This window comes from Streptomyces sp. NPDC002125, from assembly GCF_053593715.1.
Genome location: NZ_JBSFDD010000021.1, coordinates 46,070 through 65,458, shown reverse-complemented (window position 1 = coordinate 65,458; position 19,389 = coordinate 46,070). Strand labels below are relative to the sequence as shown.

Sequence of the window (19,389 nt, the reverse complement as noted above, 5' to 3'; positions counted from 1 at the left end):
CCGGTGCGCGCCCCTCATGGTCTTCGACTGCGGCGCACCAGGAAACTCATCGGTGCCGGACTCGCCGCCCGGTCACCTCTGTGCGTCGGGCAGCCCGTCGGCCGTGGCGTTCTCGGGGCACCGGTACTGCCCCATGTCCCACATGCCGTCAGGGGTCCTGCCGGTGGCGTCGGTGAGGATGTGCGTCCAGACCCGCTCGGCCCGGGTGAGGTGGTTCAGGATGCCGCCCAGCGTCAGCTCGCTCACCGTGGACCGTTCTGTCAGCTGGGCGTCCGACGCGTCCCGCGTGGTGATGAGCAGGAGCCGGCGCGCTTCGCGCAGGGCGGCCAGGAGTCCTTCGGTCTCGGGTGCCATGCGGACACCGTAGGGAGCGAACAGGTCAGATCCTGGCCTCCTCCAGGACGCGTCCCCCGGGTGTGGTCCGGTGCCGCGCACCGGGAATCAGCCGCCCCGGCCACGCGTTGAACCGGCGGCGGAGGCTCCCTCCGCGCCGCTACCGCAGAGCTGGAGAGTAGAAGAGTCATGCGCGTCGAGATCTGGAGCGACATCGCCTGCCCGTGGTGCTACATAGGCAAGGCCCGCTTCGAGAAGGGGCTGGCCGGGTTCGCCCACCGTGACGAGGTCGAGGTGGTCCACCGCTCCTTCGAGCTCGACCCCGGCCGGGCCAAGGGCGACACCGAGCAGGTGATCGACATGCTCGCGCAGAAGTACGGGCGCACCCCCGAGGAGGCGCGGGGCATGGAGGCCAACGTCGCCGCGAACGCACGCGCCGAAGGGCTCGGCTACCGCGCGGAGGGCCGCGACCACGGCAACACCTTCGACATCCACCGGCTGCTGCACCTCGCCAAGGCCCGCGGGCGCCAGGACGAGCTGCTGACCCTCGTCTACCGGGCGAACTTCGCCGAGGAGCGCTCGGTCTTCGACGACGCGGTGCTCGCCGACCTGGCGGTCGAGGCGGGACTCGACGCCGACGAGGTGCGCGCCGTGCTGGCCGACCCCGAGGCGTACGCCGGCGATGTGCGGGCCGACGAGCGCGAGGCCGCCGAGCTCGGCGCGAACGCCGTGCCCTTCTTCGTGCTCGACCGGCGCTACGGCATCTCCGGCGGACAGCCCGCCGAGGTCTTCGCCCAGGCCCTGGAGCGGGCGTGGCAGGACCGCCCCGCCGCCACCCTCACCCAGGTCGGCGGGGACGCCGCGGCCTGCGACGCGGACGGAGCCTGCGAGGTGCCCGAGGCGGACCCCGCCGGCCGGCGCGTCTGAGGACGCCGATGGCGCGCCGCCCAAAAGAACGTGATTGACGCGGATTTGGGCGGCCGTCAGGCTGTCGGGCATGGAGACCTCCGTGATCGACCAGGCCAGGGCCACCGAGTTCGCACCCGGTTCCACCTATCTCAACACCTCGACCTGCGGGCTGCTGCCCCGTCGCGCGGCCGAGGCCGTCAGGAAGCTGGCCGACGAGAGCGTCATGGGCGTCCGGGGCGGCTTGGGCAGCTTCGCTTCGGTGGACGCCGCCCGCGCCGGCTTCGCCCGGCTCGCCGGGGTCACGCCCGCGCGGGTGGCCCTCGGCGGCTCCGTCGCCGCCCATGTGGGCCTCATCGCGGCGTCGCTCCCGCCCGGTGCCGAAGTCCTCGCGCCGGAAGGGGAGTTCAGCTCGGTCGTCAGTCCCTTCGCCGTACGCGGCGACCTGAGGATGCGCTACGTACCGCTGACCGGACTGGCCGAGGCGGTCCGGCCCGGGACCGCGCTCGTCGCCTTCTCCGCCGTCCAGTCCTCCGACGGCAGGATCGCCGACCTGGACGCCGTGCGCGAGGCCGCGGCGGCGCACGGGGCGCGCACGATGCTCGACGCCAGCCAGTCGGCCGGATGGCTGCCGCTGGACGCCGGGGCGTTCGACTACACCGTCACCGGTGGCTACAAGTACCTGCTGAGCCCGCGCGGTACGTCGTTCCTGACCGTGACCGAGGAGGCGCAGTCGTCCCTGCCGGCGCTGTACGCGAGCTGGGTCGCGGCCGAGGACCGCTCGAACAGTACGTACGGTCCCGTCGAGAAGCTCGCCGCCGAGGCCCGGCGCTTCGACGAGCCGGTCGCCTTCCTCGCCTATCACGCGGCCGAGCAGTCCCTGGAGCTACTGGCGGAGGTCGGGATCGAGGCCGTGCACGCCCATGCCACCGGGCTCGCCGCCCGCTTCCGGGAGGGGCTGGAGTCGATCGGCCACCCGGCCGTGCCCGGCGCCTCCGCGGTCGTCGCGGTGCCCGGACTGGGCGGCCGGGAACCGGATCTGGCCGAGGCCGGGGTGATGGTCTCCGCCCGGGCGGGAAACCTGAGGGCCGCCTTCCACCTGTACAACACCGTGGCCGACGTCGACCGCGCCCTGGACGTGCTGTCCGGCTGAGCCGGACGCCCGGGCTACCGCTCGGGGCAGTCCCCGGCCTCCCGGCAGAGGTTCTCCTCCACCTTGGCCAGCAGCCGGGCCAGCTCCGCGCGCTCACCGGGCCCGAGCCCGGCGAGGGTGTGCTCCTCCAGGCCCGCCCAGGCGTCGCGGACCCCGGTGCGCAGGGCGCAGCTCTTCTCCGTCGCCTCGACCAGCACGGCCCGCCGGTCGTCCGGGTCGGGGCGGCGGCGGACATGCCCGGTCTGTTCGAGGCGCTGGAGCATCTTGGTGACGGTGGAGGGGTCCAGGTCCATCGCCTTGATCAGCTCGGCCTGGCGGACCGCCCCGGTGTCCCACAGGTGCATGAGCAGGAACTCCTGGCCGGGGTAGAGCCCCACCCCCTTGAGCAGTCTCCCCGCCGCGATCCTGTGCAGCCTGGCCAGCCGGGAGACGGCGAGGCTGACGGGACCGCCGAGGGCCGCGCCCGGCGGGCCGCCGGAGCACACGGGGCCGACGGAAGCGCCGCCCTCGGGGTGTGCCGCGTCGGCGGGGGTGGTGCTGTCGGCCTGCATCGGGACTCCTCGGGACGGTGTCGCCGCCGGACCGCGGCCGGGTTCATGACGTCCTCATGAACTTTACCTTGGTCGGCCAATTAATCGGTTACAGTGGCAGCCGCAAGATTACTTGGCCGACCATGTAAAGCCCTGGAGGCTCCCTTGAGCACCGTGTTCGACCCCATCGATCTCTCCGGCACGCAGCTCTCCAACCGCATCGCCCTCGCGCCCATGACCCGCAGCCGGGCCGGTGAAGGAGGCACGGCGACCGACCTCACCGTGGAGTACTACACCCAACGGGCCTCGGCCGGGCTGATCATCACCGAGGGGATCCAGCCCTCGGTGGTCGGCCAGGGCTACCCCTCCACCCCCGGCCTGCACAGCGCCGAGCAGATCGCCTCCTGGCGCAAGGTCACCGACTCCGTGCACGCGGCCGGCGGCCGGATCTTCGCCCAGATCATGCACGCGGGCCGGATCGGCCACCCCGTGCTGCTGCCGGACGGGCTGACCCCCGTGGGCGCCTCCCCGGTCACGGCGCCCGGACAGGTCTACACCCACGTGGGCCCGAAGGACTTCGTGGAGCCGCGCGAGCTGACCGACGCCGAGATCCGTGCGACCGTCCAGGACTTCGCCACGGCCTCCCGCAACGCGGTGGAAGCGGGCTTCGACGGCGTCGAGCTGCACGGCGCCAACGGCTATCTGATCCAGCAGTTCCTGGCCCCCAACACCAATCTGCGCACCGACGAGTGGGGAGGCTCCGACACGGCCCGCATCCGGTTCGCCGTCGAGGTGGTCAAGGCGGTCGTCGCCGAGATCGGAGCCGAGCGGACCGGGCTGCGGATCTCGCCCGGAAACCCGTACAACGGCATCGAGGAGCCCGAGCCGGACGCCGTCTACCTCGCGCTCGCCGCCGAGCTGGAGCCGCTCGGGCTGGCCTATCTGCACGTGCTGGAGCAGGCCGACGGCCGCGAACTGACGCTCGCGCTGCGCAAGGTGTTCACCGGAACCCTCGTCATCAACGTGTTCTCCGACGGGCCTACAGGACCCGAGCACCACACGGTGATCGACGACGGGACGGCCGACATGATCTCCTACGGCGCCCTGTTTCTCGCCAACCCGGACCTGCCGGCCCGGCTGAAGGCCGGAGGGCCCTTCAACACCCCGGACCCGTCGACCTTCTTCGGCGGCGACGCGAAGGGTTACACCGACTATCCGGCCCTGGCGTCCTGAGGTACGGCGTCCTGATGTCCGAGGACGGCGTCCGGTCGTCGCCCCGTGGCAGACTGCCGTCGTGAGCGACGACGAGACGAACGGGAACATACGCATCCGGCCGGGCCGTCCGGCCGACGCGCCGGCCATCCTCGGCATGCTCGACGCGGCGGTCGTCTGGATGAACGCCCGTGGCAACACCCAGCAGTGGGGCACCACTCCGTACTCGAAGACCTCCGGCGGCGCCGCACGCGTCGAGCGGTACACCACGGTGAACTCGCCGTACATCGCGGAGCTGGACGGGGTGCCCGCCGGGGCGGTGGTGCTCGACACCGGGCCCAGTCCGCAGATGCCGATCGCGGCGGCCGGGGAGCCGGAGCGGTATGTGCGGCTGCTGATCTCCGACCGCCGGCACGCGGGCCGCGGCATCGGGGCGGCTCTGCTGGCCCACGCCGTGGAGGAGACCCGGCGGGCGGGCGTCGGTCTGCTGCGGGTCGACTGCTGGGCGGGGGGCGGGGGCGAGCTCGTCGCGTACTACGAGCGCAACGGCTTCGCGCCCACGGACAGCTTCCTGAACGGGACCTGGCCGGGACAGGTGCTGGCCCGGAGGGTCGGCTGAGCCCCGGCCGACGAGCCGGCCGGGGCTCAGCGGGGTGGGCGGGGTGTGCCTCCTTGCCGCCCCCCGGCGGGGCCGATCCGGGCCCGTCGGCTACGCCGACCTCCGGCGCACCAGTTCCGTGGGGAGTATCACCGCGGCCGGGTCCTCCCCGCCGATCTGCGCCAGCAGCACCCGTACCATCTCCGCGCTGATCCGGTCCCAGGGCTGACGGACCGTCGTCAGCTCGGGGCGTGCCGCGAGCGCCGCGGGCGAGTCGTCGAAGCCGCCGACCGCGATGTCGTGGGGCACCCGGCGGCCCGCCCGCTCCAGCGTGCTCAGCACGCCCTGCGCCATCAGGTCGGACGCCACGAACACCGCGTCCACGTCGGGTGCCCGCTCCAGCAGCAGCGAGGCCGCGGCCTCACCGCCCGCCCGGCTGTAGTCGCCCGGCACGATCAGCGACTCGTCGACGGGCAGGCCGCACTCGGTGAGCGTCTCGCGATAGCCCGCCAGCCGGTCCACACCGCCGGGGGTGTCCAGCGGACCGGTGACCGTGGCGATCCTGCGCCGCCCCGACTCGTACAGGAAGCGCACCATGTCCCGCGCGCCGTTGCGGTCGTCCGCCGCCACATAGCTGACCCTGGACCCCTGCCCGAGCGGCTTGCCGCAGGCAACCAGCGGTACGCCGGCCTCGTGCAGCTGGGCCGCGACCGGGTCCCCGGAGTGGCTGGAGACCAGCAGCACCCCGTCCACATGCCCGGCGATGTACCGCATGTTGCGGCGGCGCTCCGCCTCCGTGCCCGCGATCATCAGCAGCAGCGGGATGTCGTGCGCGGCGAGCGCGGTGGTGCAGCCGCGCAGCAGCACGTTGAAGTTCGGGTCCTCGAAGAAGCGCTCCTGCGGCTCGGTCAGCAGGAACGCCACCGAGTCGGAGCGCCCGGTGATCAGGGACCGGGCGTGCCGGTTCACGGTGTAGCCGGTCCTGCGGATGGCGGACTGGACCGCGTCGAGCGAGGCCGGGCTGACGTTGTGGCCGCCGTTGAGCACCCGCGAGACCGTGCCCCGGGAGACACCCGCCTCCCGTGCGACGTCGTGGATCGTCGGCGGCCTGCGGCGTCCCGCGCCGTTCTGTTCTGTGCGGCTCATGGTGCTCGATCTTTCATGAAGGGGTGCCCTGTTGAGGAGCAGTCAGGACTTTACGGCGCCGGACAGCAGGTCGAGGCTCCAGAACCGCTGGATCACGAGGAACAGGGCGATCAGCGGGATGATCGCCAGCAGCGCTCCGGTGATCACCAGCGTGTAGAGCGCCGGAGTGTTCGATCCCTGCTGAAGGAGCGTGTAGAGCCCCAGGGTGACCGGGAACTTCTCGTCGTCGCCGAGCATGATGTAGGGCAGCAGGAAGTTGTTCCAGACCGCCACGAACTGGAACAGGAACACCGTCACCAGCCCCGGCACCATCATCGGCAGTGCGATCGTCCGGAAGATCCGCCACTCGCCGCCGCCGTCCATCCGCCCGGCCTCGATCACATCGGCCGGCACGGCCGCGGCCGCGTAGATCCGGGCGAGGTAGACGCCGTACGGGGAGAGGATCAGCGGCAGCAGCACCGAGAGGTAGGAGTCGGTCATGTCCGCCTCGGCGAGCAGCAGGTACTGCGGCACGGCGAGGATCACCGGGGGCATCAGCACCCCGGCGAGCAGGATGTTGAAGACCGTCTCCTTGCCCCGGAAGCGGTACACGGCAAGCGCGTACCCCGAGACCGCCGACACCGCGGTGGAGAGCAGGGCGCCCGCCCCCGCGTAGAAGGCCGAGTTGGCCATCCACTTCCAGTACACCCCGTCGCGGTACTCCGTGAGGTCGGCGACGTTGTCGGTGAAGCCGGAGCCCGGCAGGAAGGTGAAGGTGGAGAACAGCTCGCTGCCGGACTTGGTCGAAGCGACCAGGACCCAGGCGACGGGCAGCAGGCAGTACACGGCGCCCAGGAGCAGCGCGGCGGTCGGAACGAGCGGGAAGCGTCGGCGGCCGGTGGTGGCGAGGGACTGGGTGCTCATCGGGAGTCTCCCTGCTTCGTACGGGAGTTGGCCGCCCTGAGGAAGCCGAAGGACAGGGCGAGGGTGGCCAGGGCGATGATGACCGCCTGGGCCGCCGCCGCGTGGATGTCGTTGTTGACGAAGGCGTCCTGGTAGACCTTCATCAGCGGACTCCAGGTGGTGGAGAGGGAGTTGGTGAGCGGCTTGAGCGTCGTCGGCTCGCTGAAGACCTGGAGCGTCGCGATGATCGAGAAGAAGAAGGTCAGGATCAGCGAGGGCGCCACCATCGGGATCTTGATGCGCAGTGCGATCTGGAGCTGCGAGCAGCCGTCGATCCGCGCGGCCTCGAAGATCTCGGCGGGGATGGCCCGCAGCGAGGTGTAGATCACGATCATGTTGAAGCCGGTGCCGCCCCACACCGCGATGTTGGCCAGCGAGAGGTACAGCGGCCCGCCGTCCAGCAGATCGGGCTGCGGGAGCCCCACCGCGTCGAGCACGTACAGGAAGGGGCTGACGTCCGGCAGATACAGGAAGCCCCACATCAGCGCGGCGATGACGCCCGGGATCGCGTACGGCAGGAAGATCGCCAGCCGGCTGAAGCCGCGCAGCCGCAGCCGCTCGTTGTCCAGCAGCAGCGCGAAGAGCAGGGCGAGGCCGAGCATGGCCGGGACGACGATCGCGCCGTAGCCGAGGATGCGCAGCGCTCCGCCGAGCAGCTCCGTGTCGGTGAGCGCGTCGGTGTAGTTGGACAGGCCGGCCCAGATCTCGTCCCGGGCACCCTTGCCGAGTCCGAGGCCCTTGACCTCGGTCCTGCGGAAGCTGAGGTACACGGCGTAGCCGATGGGCAGGGCGAAGAAGAGCAGGAACAGGACGGTGGCGGGAACCAGGAAGACGTACGGGGCGCTCCTGACCCCGTACGCCTTCCCGCGGGGCGTGCGTGTCACTCGGAGACTCCGAAGCCCTGCTTCTTCAGGTCCGCGACGGTGGCGTCCTGCATCGCGGTCAGCGCGGCGCCGAAGTCGGACCTGTTCTTGGCGGCCTCGGCGAAGCCGTCCTTGAAGGCGCTGTAGGCGACGTTGACGTTGGGGCCCCAGGCGGCGGGCGCGGTGCCCTGGGCGATCTTGGCGGCCTCGGTGTAGAAGGCGGGCTGGTTGGAGAAGTAGTCCGGGGCCTTCGCGAGCGCGCCACCGGTCTGGGCGGAGGTCGCGGCGGGGTAGATGCCGCTCTCCTTCACCAGCGCGGCGAGGGCCGTCGGGTCCGTGTTCAGCCACTTCGCGAAGGTGGCGGCGGCACCCTTGTGCTTGGAGTCGTTGGTGACGGCGGTGGAGGAGCCGCCCCAGCTGCCGGTGATGTTCTCACCCGCGGTCCACTGGGGGAGCGGGGCCATCGCCCACTTGCCCTTGGTGTCGGGCGCCGCGGTGGTCAGCGTGCCCGGGGCCCAGACCGCGCTGACCCAGGCGGCCTGCTTGCCGGTGTTGAGTGCCTTGTTCCAGGCCGGGGTGTACATCGGCTGGTTGTCGATGGCGCCCTCCTTCACCAGGCCGCCCCAGAAGTCCGCGACCTTCTGCGTGGCCGGGTCGTCGATCGCGACCTTCCACTTGTCGCCGCCCGTCGTCCACCACTTCGCGCCCGCCTGCTGGGCGAGGCCCGCGAAGAGACCCGAGTCGTTGGAGGAGAAGGTGGTGAGGTCCTTGTCCGGCGCCTTCTTCTTCAGCGCGCGGGCGGTCTCGGCGAACTCGTCCCAGGTGGTGGGCACCTTCAGGCCGTACTGCTCGAAGAGGTCCTGGCGGTAGTAGAACATCAGCGGACCCGAGTCCTGCGGCAGGGCGTACAGGGCGTCCGAGCCGAGCGTGGCCTGCTGCCAGATCCCGTCGGCGAACTCGCCCTTGGCGTCGCCCGCCTCCTTCGATATGTCGGCCAGGACGTCGTTGGAGACCAGCGTGGGGAGCGCCTGGTACTCGGCCTGGACCAGGTCCGGGGCCTTGTGGGCCTTCGCCGCCGTGATGATCTTGGTGACCAGGTCGTCGCCCGACGCCTGCTTCTTCACCGTGACGGTGATGCCCTGCTCCTTGCCCGGACCCTTGTTCCAGATGTCCGCGACCTTGTCCAGGCCGGGCGCCCACGCCCAGTACGTGAGCGAGGCGGGCCCGGACGCGGCCGGCTCGTCGCCGCCGTCGTCCGAGCCGCAGCCCGAGAGCAGGGCGGTGGCGGCGAGAGCGGCGGCGGTGGTCACCGCGACGGTGCGGTATTTCATGGTTTCTCCCCTGACGAGACCGGCGAGCGCATCGGCGGGCTTGGCCGAGAAGCGCTGTGAGCGTTCACAGTAGAGAAACCAAACCGACACTTGTCAATGGTTGTTGCTGTGCGGTTATGTTGGCCCTGCGCCGCCGAGAGTGTGTGTGCACGTTCCCAGAAGTTGTCCCAAAGAGCCAGGAGCTGTCCATGCCGCACTCAGAATCCGCTGTCTATCCGGTCGGCCTGCGGAAGCTGGCCTTCGGCGGCGACTACAACCCTGAGCAGTGGCCCGAGGAGGTCTGGCACGAGGACGTCCGCCTGATGCGGGAGGCCGGCGTGACCATGGTCAGCGTCGGGATCTTCTCCTGGGCGCTCCTGGAGCCCGAGCCGGGCACCTACGACTTCGGCTGGCTCGACCGCATCCTGGACCTGCTGCACGTCAACGGCATCCGCGCCGACCTCGGGACCCCCACCGTCGCCCCGCCCGCCTGGTTCTACCGCGCCCACCCCGAAGCCCTGCCGGTCAGCCGCGACGGCGTCCGCTACGCCTTCGGATCACGCGGCGCGATCTGCCACAGCTCCGCCCCGTACCGCGCGGCGGCGGCGAACATCACCGAGCAGCTCGCCCGCCGGTACGCGAAGCACCCCGCCCTCGCGCTGTGGCACGTCCACAACGAGTACGGCGTCCCCGTCAGCGCCTGCTACTGCGACGGCTGCGGCGCCCACTTCCGCCGCTGGCTCGCGGCCCGGCACGGCACCGTCGAAGCGGTCAACGAGGCCTGGGGCACCGCCTTCTGGGGCCAGCGCTACCGCAGCCTGGACGACATCGACCCGCCCCGCACCACCCCGACCGTCGGCAACCCCGCCCAGCAGCTGGACTACGCCCGCTTCGCCGACGCCACCATGCGGGAGAACTTCACCGCCGAACGCGACATCCTGCACCGCCTCGCCCCCGGCATCCCCGTCACCACCAACTTCATGACCGCGCTCAGCCAGTGCGAGTCCGTCGACTACTGGGCCTGGGGCCGCGAGGTCGACCTCGTCACCAACGACCACTACCTGATCACCGACGGCCGCCGCACCCACGTCAACCTCGCGATGGCCGCCGACCTCACCCGCTCGGTCGCGGGCGGGGCGCCCTGGCTGCTGCTCGAACACTCCACCAGCGGCGTCAACTGGCAGCCGCGCAACCCCGCCAAGCGCCCGGGTGAGATGGCCCGCAACAGCCTGGCCCATGTGGCCAGGGGTTCCGAGGGAGCGATGTTCTTCCAGTGGCGGCAGTCGCGTCGCGGTGCCGAGAAATTCCACTCCGCGATGGTCCCGCACGCCGGCACCGACTCCCGGATCTGGCGTGAGGTCAGCGCGCTCGGCGCCGGTCTCGGCCTCCTCGAAGGCATCCGGGGCACCAGGACCGTCGCCGACGTGGCGATGCTCTGGGACTGGGAGTCCTGGTGGGCGCAGCGCCTGGAGTGGCGCCCGAGCGAGGAGCACGACGCCCGCGAGCGCGCCGACACGTTCTACGCCTCGCTCTACGACCGCCACCTCACCGTCGACTTCGCCCACCCGGACGCCGACCTCTCCGGCTACCCGCTGGTCGTCGTCCCCGCGCTCTACCTCGCCACCGAGGCGAGCGGCCGCAACCTGCGCCGTTACGTCGAGAACGGCGGCACTCTCGTCGTCTCGTACTTCTCGGGCATCGTCGACACCGACGACGCCGTGCACCCCGGGGCGTACCCCGGCGCGCTCCGGGACGCGCTCGGCGTGACGGTCGAGGAGTTCTCCCCCCTGGGCGAGGGCGGCACCGTACGCCTGATCACCCCCGAGGGCGCACCCGAGGGCCCGGACCTGACCGGCGACCTCTGGTCGGAGGTGGTGATCCCGCGCGGCGCGGAGACCGTCTGGTCGTACGCCGACGGCATCCCGGCGGGCCGCCCCGCCGTCACCCGCAACCGGCTCGGCGACGGCACCGCCTGGTACGTCTCCACCCGGCTCTCCGGCCCCGCCCTGGACGCCGTCCTGGACCGCGCCGCAGCGGACGCGGGCATCGCGCCCCGCGCCGACCTCCCGTACGACGTCGAGGTCGTGCGCCGCACCGGGGAGACCGGCAGCTACCTCTTCGTGATCAACCACACCGACGCCGACGCAGGGGTGGCCCTGGACGCCCCCGGCACCGAACTCCTCACCGGCGAGCCCGCCGTGGACAAGCTCGCCGTTCCGGCGGGGGCGGTCCGCGTCGTACGGCTCGACGGCTGAGGCGCCCGCACGTTCACCCGCACAACTGTCGAAGGGACATCGACGATGTACGGAACGACGCACACCCGCGCGAAGGCGGCCGGGGCGGTGGCCGCGCTCTGCGGCCTCGTGTTCGCCGCGCTCCCCGCCCAGGCCGCACACGCGGCCACCGCCCCCGTCAACACCGGCTTCGAGTCCGGCGCGACCGGCTGGTCGACGTACTCGGCCGGGGGGCAGAACGCCGCCTCCTTCACCGAGGCGGGGGGCCACGGGGGCAGCACCCGGCTCAGCCACTGGTCGGCCTCGGCGTACAAGGTCGAGACCTACCAGTACCTGAGCGGCCTCACCGACGGCACGTACACCCTCAGCGCCTGGGTCCGCTCCGGCGGCGGCCAGAACTCCGCCTACATCGCCCTGCGCGACTGCGGCGGCGCCGAGCAGCGCACCGACCTGCCGCCGACCGCGAACGGCGCCTGGATCCGGCTCGTCACCTCCGTCAAGGTGACCGGCGGGGCCTGCACCATCAGCCTCAACTCAGACGCGCACGCGGGGGAGTGGGCCAACTTCGACGACATCACCTTCGCCGCGGGGAGCACCGGCCTGACCGTCAAGGGCGGTGACCTCTCCACGCTCCCGAAGAACGAGGCGTACGGTGCGACGTACAGCAACGCGAGCGGTACCGCCGGGGACGCGATGAGCATCCTCAAGAGCTCCGGGATGAACTACGTACGCCTCAAGGTGTGGGTGAACCCGGCCGACGGCTACAACAACAAGGCCCGTGTCCTCGCCATGGCCAAGCGCGCCAAGGCCCTCGGGATGAAGATCCTCATCGACTTCCACTACTCCGACGCCTGGGCCGACCCCGGCAAGCAGAACAAGCCCGCCGCCTGGGCCGGACACGGCTACAGCCAGCTGCGCACCGACGTCTACAACCACACCTACGACGTGCTGAACGCGCTCAAGGCCCAGGGCACCACGGCCGACATGGTGCAGATCGGCAACGAGATCAACGGCGGGATGCTCTGGCCGGAGGGCTCGACCAGCAACTGGTCCCAGCTGGCGGGCCTGATCACCTCCGGAGCGAACGCCGCGAAGGCCGTCTCCTCCAGCACGAAGGTGGCGCTGCACCTCGCCGAGGGCGGCGACAACGCGGGCACCCGCTGGTGGTTCGACAACGCCGTGTCACAGGGCGTCTCCTTCGACGTCATCGCCCTCTCCTACTACGGCTACTGGCACGGCTCGCTGTCCGAGCTCCAGACCAACCTCGACGACGCCGCCTCCCGCTACGGCAAGCCGGTGATGGTCGCCGAGACCGCCTACGCCCACACGCTCGCCAACGACGACGGACTGGAGAACAACGTCGCCACCACGAGCCAGCTGGTCGCCGGTTACCCGGCCACCCCGGCCGGCCAGGCGGCGAACCTCCGCGACGTCATGAACGTCGTCGAGGCCGTCCCGGGCGGCCGGGGCCTCGGCGCCGTCTACTGGGAGCCCTCCTGGACGGCCGTGACCGGCAGCGGCTGGGACCCGGCGGACCCGTCGTCGGGCAACGCCTGGGAGAACCAGGCGGTGTTCGACTACAACGGCAAGCTGCTCCCGGCCGCCGCCTGGTTCTCGCACAGGTAGCCGCTACAGGGGCGCGCCGTGCCACCTCCACGAGGTGACACGGTCGCGCCCCGGCAGATCGGCCCGGCCGGTGGACCAGAGCAGTACGGTCCACCGGTCCTCGTCGTCCGGGGCGTCGGGAAAGAGCCGGGCCAGCACCCGGTCGCAGAGGTCCCGGGGCGGGGCCCAGCCGAGCGACAGCCCGGCGGCGACGTCGTGGGTGTGCACCAGGGTCTCCACGATGCCCATCGCGGCGAAGCCCTCCGGGTCGGAGAGCCCGAACACGTGGTGGGAGCGGACGTCGGAGGGGGTCGTACGCACCATCGCCGTCAGGAGCGCTCCGCTCGCCTCCAGCGTCTGGAGCAGGCCGGGGACGCCCGCCTCCGGGTCCGCGAAGACCGAGTTCCCGGGGCCGCCCTCGCGGTCGGGCGCGTACCGGAACGGCACCACGCCGTCCTGCGGGGGCCTGCGCGGGCCGAGCTGGACGGCGTACGCGAAGAGGTCGTCGCTCAGGTGCTCCACCGTCTCCCAGCAGTCCCAGTCCAGCGACCCCGCCGGGACGTGCCAGTCGTCGGCCGGGGACGTCGCGAGGGTGTCGACCGCGAGCCGGACCGCCAGCGTGACATCGTCGGCGGTGACGGGCAGCCGGGTACCGGTCAGCGCGGCCCGTTCGCGCGCACCGCACTCCACGCAGAACTCGTTGCCCTCGGGGTCGGCCAGCGTCGCCCAGCCCCGGCCGTCCGGCCTGCGGTGGTCGGCGACCAGCGTGGCGCCCAGGGCCAGCAGCCGCTCGACCTCCTCGTCGCGGGTGTGCTCCTCGGGGCGCAGGTCGAGGTGTATCCGGTTCTTGACGCTCTTGGACTCGGGCACCGTGACGAAGAGCAGCGTGCCCCGGGGCGACTCGACGAGGGCCTCGGGGTCGCCGGGCGCGTCGTCGTCGGAGACGGATGAGCCGAGCACCTCGGCCCAGAAGCAGGCGAGCTTGTAGGCGTCGGCGCAGTCGACGGTGATGTGCTGTACGAGCGAAGTCATGGGCGCCACTGTTGCCGCTGACCGGGCTTCAGGTCCAGCAGTTTCAGGCCTCGTGCCGGGACCGGACGGCGGCCCGGACCAGGGCTCGTGCCAGGGCGGTGCTCTCCGGGAGGGTGTCCACCGGGAGCGGCTGCGTGGCGAGAGCGCCCTCGTGCAGCACGAGGAGTTGCGCGGCGAGGACGTCGGGGTGCGCACAGCCCGCCGCGGCGGCGAGTTCCTCGAACAGGCCCAGCAGCCAGAGCTTCTGGCCCGCGGCGATCGCGTACGCGGGATGCGCGGGGTCCGGGAGCTCGGCCAGGGCGTTGATGAACGCGCATCCGCGGGTGCTGGTCACGCTCCAGGTCCGCAGCGCGTCGAAGGGCGCGGTGACGGCCGCGACCGGGCTGTCGCAGGCGTCGACGGCGGCGCGGACCAGCGACCGCCAGCGCTGGTCGCGCTCCTCCAGGTAGGCCGCGACGAGCTGGTCCTTGGAGCCGAACCGGTTGTACAGGGTCCGCTTCGTCACCCCTGAGCGCTCGGCGATCAGATCCACACCGACCGCCGTGATCCCACGGCTGTAGAACAGCTCCTCGGCAGCCGCGACGATGCGCCGGCCGGCCGGAGTCATGGGCCGTGTCCCCTGCATGGCGAGCCTCTTCACCGATCGGTGTACCGTGGAAGATGTTTACAGATCAGTATACCTGTGAGGAGGCCGAGTGATGGATACCCCCGAGACCATGCGCGCCGTGCGGATCGCAGGGCACGGAGGGCCGGAGGTCCTGGAGCGGGCGGAGGTGGCGGTGCCGGCACCGCAGGCGGGAGAGGTGCTGGTCAGGGTCGCCGCGGTGGCCCTGAACAACACCGACCTGTGGACCCGGGAGGGCGCCTACGGCCGCCCGGATGACCCGAAGGCGCTCTCGGGCTGGCGGGGCCCGATCGGCTTCCCGCGCATCCAGGGAGCGGATGTGGCGGGCCGGGTCGTGGCCGTCGGCCCGGACGTGGACGGTGGCCTCGCCGGTCGCCGGGTGGTCGTCGACCCGGCGATCTACGACACCGAGGGCCCGGACGCGAACCCGGTGGGCCTGATGGGGAGCGAACGCGACGGCGGTTACGCCGAGTACGTGACAGCGCCGGCGGCGCGGGTGCACGACGTGACGGACTCCCCGCTCACGGACGACCAGCTGGCGACACTGCCGACCGCCTACGGCACGGCGCTGGGCATGATCGAGCGGGGCCGGCTGCGGGAGGGGGAGACCGTCCTGGTCTCCGGGGCGTCCGGCGGCGTCGGGATCGCGCTGATCCAGATCGCCCGCGCGCGAGGAGCGCGCGTGCTCGCCATCAGCAGCGGATCCAAGACCGACGCGGTGCGCGAGGCGGGCGCGCACGAGGTCCTCGACCGCGCACGTGACATCGCCGGGCAGCTCCGCGCCGCCGCCCCGGACGGCATCGACGTCGCTCTCGACGTCGTGGCCGGAGAGCTGGTGGGCGACGGGCTGCCCCTGCTGCGCGAAGGCGGCCGGTGGGTCGTCGCCGGCGCGCTCGGCGGATACGACGTGGCGTTCGACGTGCGCCGTCTCTACCTGCACAACGCTCAGGTGATCGGCTCGGCGATGCACACGCCGACGCACTTCGCCCTGCTCATGGACCTGGCCCGCCGAGGTGAGATCCAGCCCGTCGTCGCGGCGGCGTACCCACTGGACCGGGCCGCCGAGGCGCAGGAGGAGCTGGCCCGCAGGGCCCATGTCGGAAAGATCGTCCTGCGCCCCTAGGGTCCTACGTCCGGATCAGGCCGGACCGCCCCGCGGAGCCGCGGTCGCGGGGCGGCGCGGCGCGGTGGTCACCGGCCCGTGACGCCGGCTGTGTCCAGCACCTCGGCCGAGGCGGGCGGCCGGACTCCGCGCGCCGGTCCGGCGGGCGCGCGGAAGGGGCGGGACGCCTGACGCGTCCCGCCCCTTCCGGCCGTCGTGTGCTCCTACTTCACCGGGGTGAAGTCGCGGGCGCCGATGAACTCGGGCCTGCGGATCGGAGCCGCGAACGGCTCCTGCGCGGTGTTCTCCACGCTGTTGAACACGATGAAGACGTTGCTGCGGGCGTACGGGGTGATGTTGTCCCCCGAGCCGTGCATCGCGTTGCAGTCGAACCAGGTCGCCGAACCGGCCGCACCCGTGAAGAGCTTGATGCCGTGCCGGTCGGCCATCTTCGTCAGCGCCTCGTCGGACGGGGTGCCGGCGTCCTGCATCTGCAGGGACTTCTTGTAGTTGTCCTTCGGCGTCTCGCCCGCGCAGCCGAGGAACGACTTGTGCGAGCCGGGCATGATCATCAGCCCGCCGTTGGTGTCGAAGTTCTCGGTCAGCGCGATCGAGACGGACACGGTCCGCATGTTCGGCAGACCGTCCTCGGCGTGCCAGGTCTCGAAGTCCGAGTGCCAGTAGAAGCCCGAGGCGCCGAAGCCGGGCTTCACATTGATCCGGGACTGGTGGACGTAGACGTCCGAGCCCAGGATCTGGCGGGCCCGGCCCACCACACGCTCGTCACGGACCAGGTTCGCGAAGACCTCGCTGATCCTGTGGACCTCGAAGACGGACCGCACGCTCTGGGACTGGGGCTCGATGATCGAGCGCTCGTCGGCACGGACGCCGGGGTCGGCGACGAGCCGGTCCAGCTCCGCCCGGTAGACGGCCACCTCGTCCGGCGTGACGAGCTGGTCGACGGTGAGGAAGCCGTTCTCCTCGAAGCTCTGGAGATCCTTGGCGGTGACCGGCCCGGGCGTGCCCGGCGCGGACCAGATGACCGGGTCCTGGCGGGGAGTGGTCATCTCGGCGGCGCCGCGCGAGGGGTACAGGTCGGTGCGTACTTCGGTGGTCATGGTTCAGCCCTCCTCTGTCAGCAGCGGGTAGACACCGTTCTCGTCATGGTCCTCCCGTCCGGTGACGGGGGGATTGAAGACGCACACGCAGCGGAAGTCGGTCTTCGGCCGCAGCGTGTGGTGCTCATGTCCGTTCAGCAGGTACATCGTCCCGGGGGAGATCCAGTGCTTCTCGCCGGTCTCGTCGTTGGTGAGCTCGGCCTCGCCCTCGGTGCACAGAACGGCCTCGATGTGGTTCGCGTACCACATCGACGTCTCCGTGCCCGCGTACAGCACGGTCTCGTGGAGCGAGAAGCCCACCTTCTCCTTGGCGAGCACGATGCGCTTGCTCTCCCAGGTGCCTGAAGCGGACCTGATGTGCCGGTCGGTGTTCTCGATGTCACTGAAAGATCGGACGATCACGGTGGGATGGTGCCTTTCTCTTCTGTCCTGCTCAGTTGTGCCTGTTCCGGGGCGCTGCCCGGTCAGGCGGTCTCACGGACGGACCGGGCCAGCGTGCGCAGGCCCTCGTCCAGCTCATCGGGGGTGATGGTCAGCGACGGCAGCAGCTTCACCACCTCGGACTGCGGGCCGGAGGTCTCCAGCAGCAACCCCAGTTCGAAGGCGCGCTTGCAGACGGCGGACGCGCGCGCCGGGTCGGTGAACTCCAGCCCCCAGACCAGGCCCCGGCCGCGGAAGTGCGCGGTCGGCTCCTCGCCGCAGATCGCCAGCAGGGTCTTCTCCACCTGCTCGCCGCGGGCCAGTGTCTGCTTCTCCATCTGGCCGTCGGCCCAGTAGGCGTCCAGCGCGGCGGCGGCGGTGACGAAGGCCGGGTTGTTGCCCCGGAAGGTGCCGTTGTGCTCGCCGGGCTCCCAGATGTCCAGCTCACCCTTGAAGAGGCAGAGCGACATCGGCAGGCCGTAGCCGCTGATCGACTTCGACAGGGTGACGATGTCCGGGACGATGCCGGCCTCCTCGAAGGAGAAGAAGCCGCCGGTCCGGCCACAGCCCATCTGGATGTCGTCGACGATCAGGAGCATGTCCTGGCGGTGGCACAGGTCCTGGAGCGCCCGGAGCCACTCGGCGCGGGCGACGTTGATGCCGCCCTCGCCCTGCACGGTCTCCACGATCACGGCGGCGGGCTTGTTCAGCCCGGAGCCCTGGTCCTCCAGGAGCCGCTCGAACCAGAGGAAGTCCGGGACCGTGCCGTCGAAGTAGTTGTCGAACGGCATCGGGGTGCCGTGCACCAGCGGGATGCCGGCCCCGGCCCGCTTGAAGGCGTTGCCGGTCACGGCCAGCGAGCCGAGCGACATGCCGTGGAAGGCGTTGGTGAAGGAGACGACGGACTCGCGCCCCTTGACCTTGCGGGCGAGCTTCAGCGCCGACTCGACGGCGTTGGTGCCCGTCGGGCCGGGGAACATCACCTTGTAGGGCAGGTCACGGGGGCGCAGGATGACGTTCTCGAAGGTTTCGAGGAAGGCCCGTTTGGCCGTCGTGGCCATGTCGAGGCCGTGGGTGACGCCGTCGCGCTCGATGTAGTCGATCAGCGCGCGTTTCAGCACCGGGTTGTTGTGGCCGTAGTTGAGCGATCCGGCACCGGCGAAGAAGTCGAGGTACGAGTGGCCGTCCTCGTCGGTCATACGGGCGCCCTGCGCGCGGTCGAAGACCGCGGGCCAACCGCGGCAGTAGCTCCGTACTTCCGACTCAAGGCTCTCGAAGACGCTCAGGGCGGGCGGGGTGATGGTCACAGCGGATCTCCTGCTCGAGGGGGGTATGACGGGCGGAGGGTCGGACATGCCCCAGGGAGCCGCGCCCGGGCGGGGCGCGGAGGGGCGAGGGGGCCCTAGAAGGGGCCGATGCGGTACAGCACCTCCGGCAGGTGCGTTCCCTCGGGGAACAGCGACCCGTCGAAGAGCACCTCGCGCTCCAGCGGTACGTCGTGCCGCTGCGCGTAGGAGGTGAAGAGCCGGTCGGAGGCGGTGTTGTCCGGGGTGATCGTCGTCTCGACCGATTCCAGACCCTGGTCGGAGGCGACACGGGCGGTCAGGGCGTCCAGCAGGGTGGCCGCCAGTCCCTTGCCACGGTGGGCCTGGTCCACGGCCACCTGCCAGACGACGAGCGTCTCGGGGCGGTCGGGGCGGATGTAGCCGGTCACGAAGGCGATCGGGTCGCCGTTCTCGTCACGGGCGACCACGGAGGTCGCCGCGAAGTCACGGCACCACAGCAGGTAGCTGTACGAGGAGTTGAGGTCCAGGACCTCGGAGTCGCGGGCTATGCGCCAGATCGCGGCTCCGTCCTCCACTCGCGGGGTGTCGATACTGAGGAATTCGCTTCGGGCACGTGCAAAATCTGCTGGTGCGGCGGTCATGCGAATTGAATTTACCCAGCAAAAATCAAAATTGCATCGCCGCAGGGGGTTGGGTGAAAGGGCTCGCTGTGTTATCACGCGGGCGCGGACTCGCCGTGCTGCAGGGGAGATTTCGCCCGTCTTGTGCGGAATTTACCGCCCATAACGGACCCGATGTGGGGTCGGTCACATCGTTGTAACTCTCCTGATATCTGTTTCGGCGCCTTGGGCCGATCGAGTGAAAACCGCAGCGTTTAGGCTCGAAGAACGGGGGAAGAAGAATGTGGGGAGCTGCTCCCGATAAAGCAGCTCCCCTTTTGTGTCGATTGAATCCGCGACCATATGCCGTTGAAT

At 70.9% G+C, this 19,389-nt stretch carries 19 protein-coding genes; 7 read left to right on the top strand and 12 right to left on the bottom strand.

Going from position 1 to position 19,389, the window contains the following annotated elements:
* Nucleotides 1-72: 72 nt before the first annotated feature.
* Nucleotides 73-354: a mycothiol transferase gene (locus ACWCQM_RS29200; protein WP_450918097.1), complete on the bottom strand. Its 282-nt coding sequence runs from the start codon at nt 352-354 to the stop codon at nt 73-75.
* Between the two features lie 168 nt (nt 355-522).
* Between ACWCQM_RS29200 and ACWCQM_RS29195 the strand changes: the two genes are divergently transcribed.
* Nucleotides 523-1,260, top strand: a complete 738-nt coding sequence (locus ACWCQM_RS29195; protein ID WP_450918096.1) for a DsbA family oxidoreductase — start codon at nt 523-525, stop codon at nt 1,258-1,260.
* A gap of 70 nt (nt 1,261-1,330) precedes the next feature.
* Nucleotides 1,331-2,392 (top strand): aminotransferase class V-fold PLP-dependent enzyme, encoded by a 1,062-nt coding sequence (locus tag ACWCQM_RS29190; protein WP_450918095.1) that lies wholly within the window; start codon nt 1,331-1,333, stop codon nt 2,390-2,392.
* 14 nt (nt 2,393-2,406) lie between these two features.
* On the opposite strand, the gene ACWCQM_RS29185 is transcribed toward ACWCQM_RS29190, so the two are convergent.
* Nucleotides 2,407-2,943, bottom strand: coding sequence for a MarR family winged helix-turn-helix transcriptional regulator (locus tag ACWCQM_RS29185; protein WP_450918094.1), 537 nt, complete (start codon nt 2,941-2,943; stop codon nt 2,407-2,409).
* Nucleotides 2,944-3,087: 144 nt separating this feature from the next.
* On the opposite strand from ACWCQM_RS29185, the gene ACWCQM_RS29180 reads away from it, so the two are divergent.
* Both ACWCQM_RS29180 and ACWCQM_RS29175 read left to right on the top strand, forming a co-directional pair.
* On the top strand, nt 3,088-4,155 hold the full coding sequence (locus ACWCQM_RS29180) for an alkene reductase (RefSeq protein WP_450918093.1): 1,068 nt from the start codon (nt 3,088-3,090) through the stop codon (nt 4,153-4,155).
* 136 nt (nt 4,156-4,291) lie between these two features.
* Nucleotides 4,292-4,753: a GNAT family N-acetyltransferase gene (locus ACWCQM_RS29175; RefSeq protein WP_450918154.1), complete on the top strand. Its 462-nt coding sequence runs from the start codon at nt 4,292-4,294 to the stop codon at nt 4,751-4,753.
* Nucleotides 4,754-4,843: 90 nt separating this feature from the next.
* Here ACWCQM_RS29175 and ACWCQM_RS29170 read toward each other — a convergent pair whose 3' ends face one another.
* From ACWCQM_RS29170 to ACWCQM_RS29155, 4 genes are read right to left on the bottom strand one after another with little or no spacing between them, the layout of a single operon-like run.
* Nucleotides 4,844-5,878 (bottom strand): LacI family DNA-binding transcriptional regulator, encoded by a 1,035-nt coding sequence (locus tag ACWCQM_RS29170; protein WP_450918092.1) that lies wholly within the window; start codon nt 5,876-5,878, stop codon nt 4,844-4,846.
* Between the two features lie 42 nt (nt 5,879-5,920).
* Nucleotides 5,921-6,781, bottom strand: coding sequence for a carbohydrate ABC transporter permease (locus ACWCQM_RS29165; protein WP_450918091.1), 861 nt, complete (start codon nt 6,779-6,781; stop codon nt 5,921-5,923).
* Nucleotides 6,778-7,704: a carbohydrate ABC transporter permease gene (locus ACWCQM_RS29160; RefSeq protein WP_450918090.1), complete on the bottom strand. Its 927-nt coding sequence runs from the start codon at nt 7,702-7,704 to the stop codon at nt 6,778-6,780. The genes ACWCQM_RS29165 and ACWCQM_RS29160 overlap by 4 nt, the downstream gene beginning before the upstream one ends.
* Nucleotides 7,701-9,014: an extracellular solute-binding protein gene (locus ACWCQM_RS29155; protein WP_450918089.1), complete on the bottom strand. Its 1,314-nt coding sequence runs from the start codon at nt 9,012-9,014 to the stop codon at nt 7,701-7,703. The genes ACWCQM_RS29160 and ACWCQM_RS29155 overlap by 4 nt, the downstream gene beginning before the upstream one ends.
* Before the next feature lie 188 nt (nt 9,015-9,202).
* Between ACWCQM_RS29155 and ACWCQM_RS29150 the strand changes: the two genes are divergently transcribed.
* Both ACWCQM_RS29150 and ACWCQM_RS29145 read left to right on the top strand, forming a co-directional pair.
* A complete protein-coding gene (locus ACWCQM_RS29150) occupies nt 9,203-11,248 on the top strand; it encodes a beta-galactosidase (RefSeq protein ID WP_450918088.1) in 2,046 nt (681 codons plus the stop codon).
* 45 nt (nt 11,249-11,293) lie between these two features.
* A complete protein-coding gene (locus tag ACWCQM_RS29145; protein ID WP_450918087.1) occupies nt 11,294-12,853 on the top strand; it encodes a glycoside hydrolase family 53 protein in 1,560 nt (519 codons plus the stop codon).
* Between the two features lie 3 nt (nt 12,854-12,856).
* On the opposite strand, the gene ACWCQM_RS29140 is transcribed toward ACWCQM_RS29145, so the two are convergent.
* Both ACWCQM_RS29140 and ACWCQM_RS29135 read right to left on the bottom strand, forming a co-directional pair.
* Nucleotides 12,857-13,864, bottom strand: a complete 1,008-nt coding sequence (locus tag ACWCQM_RS29140; RefSeq protein ID WP_450918086.1) for a VOC family protein — start codon at nt 13,862-13,864, stop codon at nt 12,857-12,859.
* A 43-nt stretch (nt 13,865-13,907) separates the two neighbouring features.
* Nucleotides 13,908-14,471, bottom strand: coding sequence for a TetR/AcrR family transcriptional regulator (locus ACWCQM_RS29135; RefSeq protein ID WP_450918085.1), 564 nt, complete (start codon nt 14,469-14,471; stop codon nt 13,908-13,910).
* Between the two features lie 91 nt (nt 14,472-14,562).
* Here ACWCQM_RS29135 and ACWCQM_RS29130 point away from each other — a divergent pair, with 91 nt between their 5' ends.
* Complete coding sequence (locus tag ACWCQM_RS29130; RefSeq protein ID WP_450918084.1) at nt 14,563-15,612, top strand: zinc-binding dehydrogenase; 1,050 nt, start codon at nt 14,563-14,565, stop codon at nt 15,610-15,612.
* Nucleotides 15,613-15,815: 203 nt separating this feature from the next.
* Here the strand turns inward: ACWCQM_RS29130 and thpD are convergent, their stop codons facing one another.
* The 4 genes from thpD to ectA form a co-directional block, all read right to left on the bottom strand.
* Nucleotides 15,816-16,709: an ectoine hydroxylase gene (gene thpD / locus ACWCQM_RS29125; protein ID WP_450918083.1), complete on the bottom strand. Its 894-nt coding sequence runs from the start codon at nt 16,707-16,709 to the stop codon at nt 15,816-15,818.
* Between the two features lie 3 nt (nt 16,710-16,712).
* Nucleotides 16,713-17,111 (bottom strand): ectoine synthase, encoded by a 399-nt coding sequence (locus ACWCQM_RS29120; RefSeq protein ID WP_073747901.1) that lies wholly within the window; start codon nt 17,109-17,111, stop codon nt 16,713-16,715.
* Between the two features lie 62 nt (nt 17,112-17,173).
* Nucleotides 17,174-18,436: a diaminobutyrate--2-oxoglutarate transaminase gene (gene ectB / locus ACWCQM_RS29115; protein WP_267076427.1), complete on the bottom strand. Its 1,263-nt coding sequence runs from the start codon at nt 18,434-18,436 to the stop codon at nt 17,174-17,176.
* Between the two features lie 95 nt (nt 18,437-18,531).
* The gene (gene ectA / locus ACWCQM_RS29110) at nt 18,532-19,056 is read right to left on the bottom strand and encodes a diaminobutyrate acetyltransferase (RefSeq protein WP_450918082.1); all 525 of its coding nucleotides are present in this window, start codon (nt 19,054-19,056) and stop codon (nt 18,532-18,534) included.
* Between the last annotated feature and the right edge of the window lie 333 nt (nt 19,057-19,389).